This window comes from Micromonospora sp. DT15, assembly GCF_049841475.1.
GTDB lineage: Bacteria > Actinomycetota > Actinomycetes > Mycobacteriales > Micromonosporaceae > Micromonospora.
This window is the reverse complement of record NZ_JBNCKJ010000001.1, coordinates 397,913-410,207: the sequence shown is the minus strand read 5'-3', so window position 1 is coordinate 410,207 and position 12,295 is coordinate 397,913. Positions and strand designations below refer to the sequence as shown.

12 protein-coding genes, 1 pseudogene and 1 riboswitch are annotated in these 12,295 nt (G+C 69.1%); of the genes and pseudogenes, 5 read left to right on the top strand and 8 right to left on the bottom strand.

Features of this window, described 5'->3' with window-relative positions; translation table 11 throughout:
* Positions 1 to 26: 26 nt before the first annotated feature.
* Positions 27 to 962 (bottom strand): DUF2332 domain-containing protein, encoded by a 936-nt coding sequence (locus ACLQ3F_RS01860; protein ID WP_357263460.1) that lies wholly within the window; start codon positions 960 to 962, stop codon positions 27 to 29.
* A 144-nt stretch (positions 963 to 1,106) separates the two neighbouring features.
* On the opposite strand from ACLQ3F_RS01860, the gene ACLQ3F_RS01855 reads away from it, so the two are divergent.
* Positions 1,107 to 2,219 carry an FAD-dependent monooxygenase gene (locus tag ACLQ3F_RS01855; RefSeq protein WP_425845400.1) on the top strand — a complete coding sequence of 371 codons (1,113 nt, stop codon included), beginning with the start codon at positions 1,107 to 1,109 and terminating at the stop codon, positions 2,217 to 2,219.
* A 36-nt stretch (positions 2,220 to 2,255) separates the two neighbouring features.
* On the opposite strand, the gene ACLQ3F_RS01850 is transcribed toward ACLQ3F_RS01855, so the two are convergent.
* Positions 2,256 to 3,221 carry a CU044_5270 family protein gene (locus ACLQ3F_RS01850; protein WP_425845397.1) on the bottom strand — a complete coding sequence of 322 codons (966 nt, stop codon included), beginning with the start codon at positions 3,219 to 3,221 and terminating at the stop codon, positions 2,256 to 2,258.
* 15 nt (positions 3,222 to 3,236) lie between these two features.
* Positions 3,237 to 3,752: an RNA polymerase sigma factor gene (locus ACLQ3F_RS01845; protein WP_357197095.1), complete on the bottom strand. Its 516-nt coding sequence runs from the start codon at positions 3,750 to 3,752 to the stop codon at positions 3,237 to 3,239.
* Positions 3,753 to 3,939: 187 nt separating this feature from the next.
* Positions 3,940 to 4,022: riboswitch (ZMP/ZTP riboswitch) on the top strand.
* Positions 4,023 to 4,035: 13 nt separating this feature from the next.
* On the opposite strand from ACLQ3F_RS01845, the gene ACLQ3F_RS01840 reads away from it, so the two are divergent.
* Positions 4,036 to 4,935 (top strand): bifunctional 5,10-methylenetetrahydrofolate dehydrogenase/5,10-methenyltetrahydrofolate cyclohydrolase, encoded by a 900-nt coding sequence (locus tag ACLQ3F_RS01840; protein ID WP_357263448.1) that lies wholly within the window; start codon positions 4,036 to 4,038, stop codon positions 4,933 to 4,935.
* 61 nt (positions 4,936 to 4,996) lie between these two features.
* Here ACLQ3F_RS01840 and ACLQ3F_RS01835 read toward each other — a convergent pair whose 3' ends face one another.
* Both ACLQ3F_RS01835 and ACLQ3F_RS01830 read right to left on the bottom strand, forming a co-directional pair.
* Entirely contained in the window at positions 4,997 to 5,179 is a 183-nt protein-coding gene (locus tag ACLQ3F_RS01835) for a hypothetical protein (RefSeq protein ID WP_357197090.1), read from the bottom strand.
* A 387-nt stretch (positions 5,180 to 5,566) separates the two neighbouring features.
* Entirely contained in the window at positions 5,567 to 5,755 is a 189-nt protein-coding gene (locus ACLQ3F_RS01830) for a hypothetical protein (RefSeq protein ID WP_425845394.1), read from the bottom strand.
* Positions 5,756 to 5,879: 124 nt separating this feature from the next.
* Between ACLQ3F_RS01830 and ACLQ3F_RS01825 the strand changes: the two genes are divergently transcribed.
* From ACLQ3F_RS01825 to ACLQ3F_RS01815, 3 genes and pseudogenes are all read left to right on the top strand, one after another.
* Positions 5,880 to 6,089, top strand: a complete 210-nt coding sequence (locus ACLQ3F_RS01825) for a DNA-binding protein (RefSeq protein WP_355160481.1) — start codon at positions 5,880 to 5,882, stop codon at positions 6,087 to 6,089.
* A gap of 48 nt (positions 6,090 to 6,137) precedes the next feature.
* Positions 6,138 to 6,701, top strand: a pseudogene (locus tag ACLQ3F_RS01820) (DUF5753 domain-containing protein); the annotation flags it as partial.
* Positions 6,702 to 6,711: 10 nt separating this feature from the next.
* The gene (locus tag ACLQ3F_RS01815; RefSeq protein WP_425845391.1) at positions 6,712 to 6,894 is read left to right on the top strand and encodes a DUF397 domain-containing protein; all 183 of its coding nucleotides are present in this window, start codon (positions 6,712 to 6,714) and stop codon (positions 6,892 to 6,894) included.
* A gap of 394 nt (positions 6,895 to 7,288) precedes the next feature.
* Here ACLQ3F_RS01815 and ACLQ3F_RS01810 read toward each other — a convergent pair whose 3' ends face one another.
* The 3 genes from ACLQ3F_RS01810 to nrdR all read right to left on the bottom strand — a co-directional run bounded on the left by ACLQ3F_RS01810 (position 7,289) and on the right by nrdR (position 11,972).
* Entirely contained in the window at positions 7,289 to 8,077 is a 789-nt protein-coding gene (locus ACLQ3F_RS01810; RefSeq protein ID WP_425845389.1) for a DUF1883 domain-containing protein, read from the bottom strand.
* Between the two features lie 452 nt (positions 8,078 to 8,529).
* Positions 8,530 to 11,436: a vitamin B12-dependent ribonucleotide reductase gene (locus ACLQ3F_RS01805; RefSeq protein ID WP_425845387.1), complete on the bottom strand. Its 2,907-nt coding sequence runs from the start codon at positions 11,434 to 11,436 to the stop codon at positions 8,530 to 8,532.
* A 35-nt stretch (positions 11,437 to 11,471) separates the two neighbouring features.
* A complete protein-coding gene (nrdR, locus tag ACLQ3F_RS01800) occupies positions 11,472 to 11,972 on the bottom strand; it encodes a transcriptional regulator NrdR (protein ID WP_124854399.1) in 501 nt (166 codons plus the stop codon).
* Between the last annotated feature and the right edge of the window lie 323 nt (positions 11,973 to 12,295).

The window sequence follows — 12,295 nt, the reverse complement described above, 5'->3', positions numbered from 1 at the left end:
CCTGGCCGCCGGTCGGCCCGGTGACGTCAGCCGAACCAGGTGAGCGACTGACCGTGGCCTCTGGTCCAGGCCAGCGGCTTTCCGTCGAGCGCGAGGACGTTGTGCAGCGCGTCGCTCGGCGGGGCGGGCAGCCCGTCGTACCGGAGCACCGTCGGCGCCTCGTTCGCCACCCAGTGCCCCGGCAGCTCGCCGACCAACCGGACGAACGCGTCCCGGCGCGGGGACGGCACCTGATAGAGCACGGAGGTGTGGAAGACCACCAGCGTCGCATCGGTCGGCGCCCGCGCGGCCAGCGCCGGCAGGTCGTCCACCAGGTCACCGCGGACCAACAACGGCGGGTCGGCCGCGGCCACCGCCGCCGCGGCGCGCAGCCGGGCCCGCCGATGGGCCTGTTCCGGCCAGATCAGCGCGTCCAACCAGGACACGTCGTCGCTGTCGGTCACGTCGAGCGGGTTGAGGTCGAGCCCGGCCCGCCACACCACCCGGGGTACGCCTGCCGGCGGCACCAACCCGCTGGCCGCGCAGTCGAGAAGCGGCTCACCGGAGCCGACCTGATGGTCGCCGTAGCGGTACGCGTACCGGTCGGGGTAGAGGCAGAGCCCGGCCGACGCACCGACCTCCAGCAGGGCGAGGGGCTGCGGTAGCGCGGCGAGCACTGGCAGCAGGACCGCGCATCGGCCCGCCTCGTTCGTCTGGGTCGCCCGGGTGAGCATCTGCGTCTCGATGGCCGGCCAGTGCGTCACCACGTAGTCGTGGAACGCGGCCGGGTCGTCGACCGGGCCACCGAGCCAACGGACGACGCCGAACAGCAGATTCGGCTGCCGCTTGGCCGGCGGCAGCCCGTCGAGCAGGGTGAGCAGGTCATCGTCGCGGGCGACCGCCTGCGACAGGCGCTCGTACGTGGGCGACACACCGCGCGCCTCGCGGCTGCCGAACTCGGCGTACGTCTCAGCGGTCGTCATGGCCTCATCGTCGCAGCCCATTCCTCGGTATTTCAGCCCCCGTTCCCGTGCGCCGGCTCACCCGCCTCGTAGAGTGCTGCCGCGGCTGGACCATTGAGCAGCAGCTCAGCGGGGTCGCGCAGGGGCAACGGGGAGGAATGTGTCGTGCGGGGTGACGGCGTCCGGGTACTGATCGTCGGCGGAGGTGTCGCCGGGCTTGCGGCGGTTGCCGCGCTGCGCGAGTGGGGTGCCACTGTCGACGTGGTCGAGCGGGCATCCGGGCCGACCGACTCCGGCACCGGGATCTACCTGACCGGCAACGCCACCAGGATGCTCGACGTACTCAGTCTGCGGGAGCCGGTCGCCGACGTCTCCGTGGAGATCACCCGGCAGCGCAGCGCCAACCAGCGCGGGCATCGCCTCTTCGACATCGACGTGGCCGCGCTGTGGCGGGGCGTCGGGCCGTGCGTGTCGCTGCCCCGGGCACAACTGCACCGGGCGCTGCTCGCCGGCGTCGGCGACACCCCGGTCCGCTGGGGTCGCCAACCGGTCGCGCTCCTCGCGGAGGGCGACCAGGTCGCCGTCGAGTTCGACGACGGCGCCACCGAACGGTACGACCTGGTGCTCGGCGCGGACGGGGTGAACTCGACGGTCCGCCGGCTCGCCTTCGACGGGCAGGCGGCCCGCGACCTCAGCCAGTACGCGTACCGGTGGGTCGCTCCCCGCGTCGACGACGAGCCGGTCTGGTCGGTGCAGTTGGGGCGCGGCAGGCAGTTCCTGACCATCCCGATCAGCGCCGAGCAGACGTACTGCTACTACAACGACGGTCCGGTGGCCGACCGGCCCGGCTGGCGCGACGAGCTGGCCGAGACGTTCACCGAGCCGGTGGCCACCATGCTCAAGGCCCTCGACTACGACGACAGCACCCTGCACTCCGGGCCGAACCAGGAGGTCGTGCTCGACTCCTGGTCCCGGGGGCCGGTGCTGCTGATCGGCGACGCCGCCCACGCCACCTCACCGAACATGGCCCAGGGCGCGGCGATGGCCCTGGAGGACGCTTTCGTGCTCGCGTCCTCGTTGGCCACCGCCGGGTCCGTTGCCGAGGCCCTGCGCGGGTACGAGGCGCGGCGCCGCCCGCGTACCGACTGGGTGCTCAGCCAGACCCATCGCCGCGACAAGGCCACCGGGCTCCCGCCCGCGCTGCGCGACCTGGTGATGCGCCGCCTCGGCGAGCAGATGTTCCGCTCGAACTACGGCCCCCTGTTCGCCCAGCCCTGACCGACCGGCCGTGACGACCGGCCGTGACCGGCTCGCTCACGGCACCTGGCCCGGCCGGTCGACGATGGCGACCCGCAGGAGCGCGGCAGCCGACTCCAGTGACTCCTTGCCGTTGCGTATCACCGAGTGGCGGCGCCCGAGGAAGACGTGGGTGTCGCGGTCGAAGAGCAGGTCCACGTTGCCACCGATCACACCGGGCATCCGGATCGCCACCCCGTGCCGGCCTGCGGCGTCCACCACGTCGGCGGAGATGACTGTCGCGCCGGGCTCCCGGGCCAGCACTTCATACAGCGCCGCGAGCGCGCGGGGCGGCACGTAGCCGTCGAGCATCGACCGCGCGGTGGTGTACGCCATGCTCTCGTCCGCGTAGAGGGCCTCCTCGTCGGCCCCTTCGGGGAGATGCAGGTCGACCGGGTGTTCCCGAAGGTAGCGGAGCAGCTCGTCCGGGTCGGTGGGCAGGTCGCCGTGGTACGCCGGCGGCTGGAACGCGTCAAGCTCCTTCGTGGGATCGGCGGCATCGTCGATGCGGAGCTCCCTCAGCTCGCCCCATCCGTTCGGATCAGCCTCCGGTCGGTAGCGCCCCTTCGTGTACGCCACTCCGCCAGCCGACTGCCACAGCTGGTTCCGGATGGTCTGGTAGGGCCCGCTGTCCGGCAGGTCCCGGATCGTCGCCAGGGATTCGGTGAAGACGTACTGGTCGGGTCGGGCGGTGAGTTCCGGCTGTTGTCGAGCCGCGTCGGCCGCCAGGTGGAAGATCTCCGACGCGCTGGCAGTCGGCGGCGGCTGATCGCCCAGCCTCACGGTCTGGACCGCCAGCGCACCGGCGGTCAACGTCACCACCAGTCCGAGCGCTCCGACGAGACGCCAACCGCGCAGGAACTGGGTACGGCGTCCGGCGGGACGGACCGCCGACGCCTCCTCGGCCCGTTGGGCGACGTGTGCGGTCAGATCCCTGAGAAGCTGCTCCTCGAACCCCTGCGGCGACCGTTCGGTCTCGTTCATCGTCATCTCCGTCTCTCAGGCGAGGGTGGTGACCGGGCGGGCGAGCACGGCGCGGACGATGCGGCGGGCACGATGCAGGCGGACCCGAGCGGCCACCGGTGACATCCCCAGCACTGTCGCCGCCTCCGCGACGCTGAGGCCGTCCACGGCGACGAGTTCGACAAGCGTCCGGGTGCCCTCGGGCAGCTCGCTCAGCGCCCTGTGGGTGCGGCGGGCCGCCGACTCGGCGTCGATCCGCTCCTCGATGCGGGCGATGTCATCGGGGCCGAGGTCCCGTCGTCCGGCCAGTCGGCCGGTCACCCGCAGCCGTTGGGCAGCCCGACGCCGCTCGTCGCCTATGACGTTGCGGGCCACCCCGTACAGCCAGCCGATCTGGCTGCCCCGCTCCGGCCGGTAGCCGGCCGCCGACTCGATCACCGCCAGGAACACGTCGGCGGTGAGGTCGGCGGCGAGATGCGGGTCGTCGACCCGCCGCGCCACGAACCGGCCCACCGCCTCCAGGTGCCGGCGGTAGAAGACCTCGAAAGCCACCGGATCGGCTCCGATGCCGAAAATGTCATCATCGGCTCGGCTCGGCTCATTCACAGGCCGTCCTCCCTCGTAGCCTTCACACCCCTTCTTCGTCAGGCGGAGCACGAGTGTTACCGAACAGCCCGCGCGGCTCCATCGGCGGCGCTGCTGGTCCAACTGGGCAGTTGCCCTGGCGATGGGGCATGATCGAGGCACCGGCGACTGGCGGCACGGGGATGGTCAAAACCATCGGGGAGCCTCTCGCGGGCGTCGACCGCCTGGGCGCCTGCGTCGAGGAACCACCATGACTACGACCAGCCCATCCGCCGAGCACCACACCTCATCGGGCGCGGCCCGGCTCCTGCCGGGTGCACCAGTCGCCGAAGCCGTCCTGGCCGAGACCGCCGCCGCGGCCGCCCGGCTGCGCAGCCGCGGGATCACACCGAGCCTCGCCACCATCCTCGTCGGCGACGACGACGCCAGCGCCGGTTACATCGCCATCAAGCAGCGTCAGGCCGCCGCGCTCGGGTTCGCCTCCCCGCACGTGCATCTGCCGGCCACCGCCACCCAGGCCGAGCTGCACCAGGCCATTGCCCGGTTCAACACCGACCCGGACGTACACGGGCTGCTCGTGCAGTACCCCGTGCCGGGGCATCTGGACTACGACGCGGCGTTGCAGACCATCGACCCGGACAAGGACGTCGACGGCATGCACCCACTGAACATGGGGCGTCTCGCCGTCGGCCTGCCCGGCCCGCTGCCGTGCACCCCCGCGGGCATCGAGGCCCTCCTGGCGTACTACGAGATCCCCGTCGCCGGCCGTGAGGTCGTCATCCTCGGCCGCGGCGCCACCCTGGGCCGCCCCCTGGCCATGCTGCTCGCCCAGAAGCGCCCGACCGCCAACGCCGCCGTCACCGTCGTCCACACCGGCGTGCCCGACTGGGACCGCTACACCCGCCGCGCCGACATCCTCGTGGCCGCCGCCGGCGTACCCGGGATCGTGAAGCCTGAGCACGTCAAGCCCGGCGCGGTCGTCATCGGCGCCGGCGTCCGCTACGACGGGCGGCGCCTCCTACCGGACGTGGACGAAGCGTGCGCCGAGGTAGCCGGCGCGATCACCCCCCGGGTCGGCGGGGTCGGCCCGACCACCGTCGCGATGCTGTTCCGCAACGCCGTCCGCGCCGCCGAACGAGCAAACCAGTAGCCCGGTCCGCCCGACTCCAAGATCAAGTGATGAAAAGTAGGTCCCAGGGCCATCTTCAGACCTACTTTTCATCACTTGATCGAGGCGGCCTCCTGCGGTTGGAGATCTCCTCCAGGTGCTGGAGCTGGTGCTGGCGGACCATCTCGTCCCAGACCTCCTGGTCGTAGTCCGGGTTCGGCGGGATCCACTTGTGCGAGTTGTCGCTGTAGTGGAACCGCTCATCGCCCCGCCGGATCAGACTCACCGGACCCAGCCCAGGAAACGCCGGTGCAGCAGCCCGGCGGGCACCCAGGTCAGGTCCTCGGCCGCCCAGACCAGGTAAGAGCCCATGTAGAGGGCCAATGACACGGGTGCACCCTCGAACTCGGCATGCAGCTCCGTTCGCCGAGTCCGGCAGGGCCAGGGCGCGGCGCAGCCGCCGCAGGTCCACACCGGAAGGACCGGGCCGTGGGTGGTCACCGCAGGCCATCCAGGAAGCGCCGGGTCGCGAGCCGGGCGTGCCAGCGAGTGGCCCACTCCGCTTGATAGCAGGGGTACGGGGACAGCCATGCCCACCACCAGCGACAGCCGGCGCAGAGCCCCTCAACGCCGGGAAGGTGCATGAACAAGACTCGTCCGACCTCATCCTCGGTCACTCCTGCTCCTCCCCTGGCCAGTGGCCCCGACGGATCGGGATGCGGTGCCTGGCCCGACACGGCAGATCAGCTCCACACCGGCAGATCCGCCGCCACCGCCGCCACGACCAGACCGGCCGATGCCGCCGAGCCAAGGTCAGCGCCACCGCCAGCAGGTAGTCGTCGTACGGCACGTGCTTTGGCACCCAACCTCCCGGCGAGTTATCCCGCCGTCGCCTGGCGTGACCACTCCACCACACACCACACGGTGCTGTCTTGTCAATCTGCAAGTGACGATAGTCAAGCTAAAGTCGCGCCTACTTTCAGGTCGTGAAGCGACCGCGCTTGTACGGGCCTGGCGAGTTGGCCGCCCTGTTCAACGTGTCGCGGCAGCGGGTACTGCAGATCACCCGCCGCCCCGGCTTTCCTGAGCCGATGGCTCGCCTCATCGGGACAACCATCTGGGACGCGGACGAGGTAGACGAGTGGGCTAAACACAACCGCCCACCACGTCCGACCGAGGGCGACGACGACCGCTGACTCGGCAGCACACATCGAAACGCCGCTTCGGAATGGTTCCGCCAGTACCTAGACCTCGAAGGTGACGCGTCGGAGATCCGCTGGTACCAGCCAGAGGTCATCCCCGGAGTCCTTCAGGTCGAGCCCTACATCCGCGCCATGAACGCGATCGCCCACCCACGCCCGCCCACCGATGAGGTCGACCGGCAGGTTGCCGTGCGCTTGGAACGGCAGTCGATTCTGCGGCAGAACGACGGGCCCGACCTGAGCTTCATCCTCAGCGAGTCGGCGCTGCGCCGAAGGATCGGTGACGCGACGACGATGCGCAATCAGCTCCTGCACCTGGCAGAGGTCAGCGAGCGGCCCAACGTCACCCTTCAAGTGTTCCCGTTCAACGCGCAGACCTATGAGACAGCATCGTTCAGCTTCATCATCCTGCGCTTCGGGGACGACGCTGCATCGGACGTGATCTACGTCGAGACCTTCACCGACGCGGATTACCTTGACCGGCCGGACGCCGTACGGGCCTACACTCGGCTGTGGGACCGACTCCGGGCAGCCGCTCTCGGGCCGGTAGAGTCGCGCAAGCTCATCCTGAGGATGGCGGACGACGTGGAGCGGCAACAGACCTGAGAGAGTGATCATGGAGACTTCGGATCGCCTGGTCTGGCGCAAGTCGAGCTACAGCGACAACAACGGCGGTGCCTGCGTCGAGGTCGCCGAACTGGATACGAGCATCGCGGTGCGCGACAGCAAGGACCCCAGCGGGTCGACCCTTCGCTTCACGAGAGGCGCATGGACAGGGTTCGTACGTAGCATCCGGTAGCTCCCCGGTCGCAATGCCCAGGGGCAGCGGCATGCCGTGCACTTGGGGTGGTGCCGATCCGGCAACACCGTCCGGAACGCCGCGCCGGACTGGTTCTGTCAGTACCTGGACATCGAAGGCGACGCATCAGAGACCCGTCGGTACCAGCGGAGATCATCCCGGATTTTCTCTGCACGATCGACTTGGGGTTGCATGAAGCTGGGGTACCCCTGGGAGATTCATGCGCTGGTTTTACGGAAGTCGAGTCGATCATGCGGTGGGCGGGTAGGTCCATCGGCCCTGCCACGAGCGGGAACGCCGCGAGCGCGGCAGGTCGCCCCTGCCGCGCTCGCGGGTGCTGCGGTGGTACACGTACGTACTGGCGGAGAACACCTATTCGTGACGTGCGGTAATCTCAGGCCGCACCCGCGTCGAGGTCAGGCCGGACGACGTCGGCGATCTCGGTGGCGATCTCCTCAATGGTGTACTGAGCAGTGCTGCGGGCGATCTTGTCTGCGAGGGATGGGCTCTGGCTCATCACTTCGTCCTTGGTGATCTCGTGCCAGATGGGAAGCAGGCTCTGTTTGCCGGAGACCTGCATAGTGATGAGACCGTCCAGTTCGTACTGGGGCCAGCCTTTTCGGAAGAAGGACCGAGACAGCACCACGACGCCGAATCGGCTGCGGGCCAAGCCGGCATCGATCTTGCGGCGGAGGCTGTCGCCGATGCGCAGTTCGAACGCGTCGAGCCAGACGGTCACGCCCAGCTCTCGCAGGTGCTCGGCGAGTGGGGTGACGACGGCTGGTTTGTCCTCGCTGGCGTGCGAGATGAAGACATCCCAGACCCGGGCGTCGTCGGTCTCGAGGGAGGGTGGTGCTTCGTGGCGGATCTGACTCAGGGGGGCGGTCGTGCTGTTGCCGCGCAGTCTCGGAAGCGGCGGCGGCTCGACGGACACGGTGGCCCGCACTGATCCGCTCAGGCCCGCCATGTCGATCGTCACGTGCCAGCGGCCGTTGCGTGGGATAGAAAGCCGGACGGGCGACTTGGTCACGAGGCCTCCGGCGTAGCGATGCGCACGACCGTTCTTGTAGCTGGAGAAGTTGCTCGAGTCCATCAAGCGCACGTTCGCAGCGTTCCCGCGGAGCTGGACGACGACGGTGGCGCCGCGCTTGAGCTGACCGAGGTCGAAGTGCTGGAACTTCATGCTCCCTCTCCAGGTGATGCTTGTTACGGCTGGGCTGTACTGCCCAGGCGGTAGGGCCTGGGCAGACCTCAAGCTACTTGCGCTTGCTGGACTTCGAGGGCGTCTGCGACAGGGCGCTGGCCGCAGCCGTCTTATCCGCCTTCGACGACTTCGGGTTTGCGAGCACCTTGGCAGCAGCCGAAGCCGCCTTGGCACCCGTCTGCCGGGTGTTTCGAGCCATATCCTCCACCTCCTCCGCAGTTGTTCTGCAGCCCGAGATGTGGTGTCATGCTGGTTCCTAGGCGCAGCGGACACCACGTCCCTGCCGCAGCGACCGCCCGATCCCCTACCGGCTCGGGCGGTCGCTGTCTTTCAGGCCCGGCCGGCGTCCCACGACCAAACATCGCAGAACGCCAGCCCAAGCCCACGTCACCATCGAGCAATTCGACGTCGCATCAAATGCAAATGCGGCGTCAGCTGCAGCCGCTGGTGGAGCCGCAGCCCTCGCAGACGTAGCAGCTACCGGCGGGGCGCATCTTCGTACCGCAGGTGAAGCAGAGCGGCGCGTCGGCGGCCTTGCCGATCACGGCCTCCAGCAGTTCGGTGCTGGAACCCACGCTCGGAGCCGGCTTGGCGGCGGCCACGTCGGCCATCTCCTGGGCCGGCTGGGCGACAGCCTCCGGCTTGGCCGGGGTCTCCACCGGCGCGGACGACGCCATCGCGGTGAGGTCGGCACCGGTGACGGCGGCGGCCTCCGCGTCGGCCTCGGCCCGCAGCTGCGCGGCCCGCTCCGACGCCGTGAAGATGCCCAGCTCGGCGCGACGCTCGTAGGGCAGGAAGTCCAGTGCCAGGCGACGGAAGATGTAGTCCATCACCGAGGCTGCCATCCGCACGTCCGGGTCGTCGGTCATGCCGGCCGGCTCGAAGCGCATGTTGGTGAACTTGCTGACGAACGTCTCCAGCGGCACGCCGTACTGGAGGCCGATGCTGATGGCCACCGAGAAGGCGTCCATCACCCCGGCCAGGGTCGAGCCCTGCTTGGACATCTTCAGGAAGACCTCACCGAGGCCGTCGTCCGGGTAGGACGACGCGGTCAGGTAGCCCTCGGCGCCACCGACGGAGAAGCTGACCGTCTCGGACGGGCGCTTCTTCGGCAGGCGCTTACGCACCGGCCGGTACTCGATGACCTTCTCGACCGCGGCCGGCGCGGCCGTTGCGGTCTCGACGGCGGCCGGCTCGGTGGTCTTGTTGGACTTGGCCACCGACAGCGGCTGGCCGACCTTGCAGTTGTCCCGGTAGATCGCCAGCGCCTTGAGGCCGAGCTTCCAGCCCTCGAAGTAGATCTTCTCGACGTCCTCGACGGTGGCCGCCTCCGGCATGTTGACCGTCTTGGAGATCGCGCCGGAGACGAACGGCTGGATGGCCGCCATCATCCGCACGTGACCCATCGGGGCGATCGTCCGCTCCCCCATGGCGCAGTCGAAGACCGGGTAGTGCTCCGGCTTGAGGCCGGGGGCGTCCACCACGTGGCCGTGGTCGGCGATGTGCTCGACGATCGCCTCGACCTGCTCCTCGGGGTAGCCGAGGCTGCGCAGGGCGCGCGGCACCGTCTGGTTGACGATCTGCATCGAGCCGCCGCCGACCAGCTTCTTGAACTTGACGAGCGCCAGGTCCGGCTCCACGCCGGTCGTGTCGCAGTCCATCATGAAGCCGATGGTGCCGGTCGGGGCGAGCACGCTGGCCTGCGCGTTACGCCAACCGTTCTTATCGCCGATCTTGTTGCCCTGGGTCCACTGCTTGGTCGCCTCTCGGACGATCGCGGTGGCCACCGGGCTGGTCGGCTTGATCTCGTCGTTGGCCGCGGCGTGCTTGCGCATGACCCGCTTGTGCGGCTCCGCGTTGCGCGCGTAGCCGTCGTACGGGCCGACGACGCCGGCCAGCTCGGCGGAACGGCGGTAGGCGGTGCCGGTCATCAGCGACGTGATCGACGCGGCGACCGAGCGACCCTGCTCCGAGTCGTACGGCAGGCCGGTGGCCATCAGCAGGGCACCCAGGTTGGCGTAGCCGATGCCGAGCTGCCGGTAGGCGCGGGACGTCTCGCCGATCTTCTCGGTCGGGAAGTCCGCGAAGCAGATCGAGATGTCCATCGCGGTGATGACGAACTCGACGGACTTGACGAACTTCTCCACCTCGAAGCCACCGTCGGCGCGGAGGAACTTCATCAGGTTGAGCGACGCCAGGTTGCACGAGGAGTTGTCCAGGTGCAGGTACTCCGAGCACGGGTTCGACGCGGTGATCCGCCCGGTCTCCGGGCAGGTGTGCCAGTCGTTGATCGTGTCGTCGTACTGCAGACCGGGGTCGGCGCACTCCCAGGCTGCCTGGGAGATGGAGCGGAACAGGTTCTTGGCGTCGACGGTCTCGATCACCGAGCCGTCCAGCCGGCCGCGCAGGTCGAAGCCCTTGCCGTTCTCGACCGCCGACATGAACTCGTCGGAGACCCGGACCGAGTTGTTGGCGTTCTGGTACTGCACGCTGACGATGTCGGAGCCACCGAGGTCCATGTCGAACCCGGCGTCACGCAGGGCGCGGATCTTGTCCTCCTCGCGCGCCTTCGTGACCACGAACTCCTGGATGTCCGGGTGGTCCACGTCGATGATGACCATCTTGGCCGCCCGGCGGGTCGCGCCGCCGGACTTGATGGTGCCGGCGGAGGCGTCCGCGCCGCGCATGAAGCTGACCGGGCCGGAGGCGTTGCCGCCGGAGGAGAGCAGCTCACGGGACGAACGGATGCGCGACAGGTTGACCCCGGAGCCGGAGCCGCCCTTGAAGATCAGCCCCTCCTCCTTGTACCAGTCGAGGATCGAGTCCATCGAGTCGTCGACGGCCAGGATGAAGCAGGCGCTGACCTGCTGCGGCGACGGCGTGCCGACGTTGAACCAGACCGGCGAGTTGAAGCTGAACACCTGGTTCAGCAGCATCCAGGTCAGCTCGTGCGCGAAGACCTCGGCGTCGGCCGGGCTCGCGAAGTAGCCGTACTCCTCACCAGCGGTGCGGTAGGTGGTGACCACCCGGTCGATCAGCTGCCGGAGCGACCACTCGCGCTCCGGGGTCCCCACCGCTCCCCGGAAGTACTTGGTGGTGACGATGTTCGCGGCGTTGACGCTCCACGACTCCGGGAACTCCACCCCACGCTGCTCGAAGTTGATCGAGCCGTCCCGCCAGTTCGTCATCACGACGTCACGGCGCTCCCAGGAGAGCTCGTCGTACGGGTGGACCCCCTCCGTCGTCCACACCCGCTCGATCTTCAGCCCCGCGCCTGCCTTGTTTCGTGAACGGCTAGTTGTCACGCCGTCGCCCCCCTCGTCTGCGCGGTGCCCCACCGCGCGTCCCAATCTCTTTGAAAAACCGTGAAGACTCAGCTGGTACGGCCGGCGGTTTCCACCGCATCGGCCCGGCCCTGCTCCCGGGCTCGCGCCGCGGCCCGCAACGTCTCGATCTCGCGCTCGAAGTCGGCGAGCGAGTCGAACGAGCGGTAGACGCTGGCGAACCGCAGGTAGGCGATCTCGTCCAGGTCGCGTAGCGGACCCAGGATCGCCAGGCCCACGTCGTGGCTGGGGATCTCGGCGGCCCCCTTGGCCCGGACCGACTCCTCCACCCGCTGCGCGAGCAGCGCGAGGGAGTCGTCGTCCACGGGCCGGCCCTGGCACGCCTTACGCACCCCGCCGATGATCTTCGTGCGACTGAACGGCTCGGTCACCCCGCTGCGCTTGACGACAGCGAGGACCGCCTCCTCGACGGTGGTGAACCGCTTGCCGCACTCCGGGCAGGATCGCCGCCGTCGGATGAGCTGGCCGTCGTCGGCCTCCCGCGAGTCGACCACCCGGGAGTCAGCGTGCCGGCAGTACGGACACCGCATCGCCTACCTCCTAATCGTGATCAACCGCGCCGTACCGGGCACACCCGGGCACGACTCACCACGGCGATGTGATGCGCTCACAGCGCCCGCCGTGGTGAACCTTACGGGAGTGCGGTCGGTAGTCAGACCCAACCTGTAGGCAACTTACGCCCGTGTCACTACTACATCTAGGGGTCGACGGTATGTCGCTGCGGAAGCCGGGTCAAGTTGGTCGGCGTGTCCGGCGCGTCACGGACCATCCGGTCATCAACGCACCGCACAACGCCCGAAGACCCAACGTCACGATGCCGCCCGGGTTACCGGCCAGCGGGCCGGACCCAGCC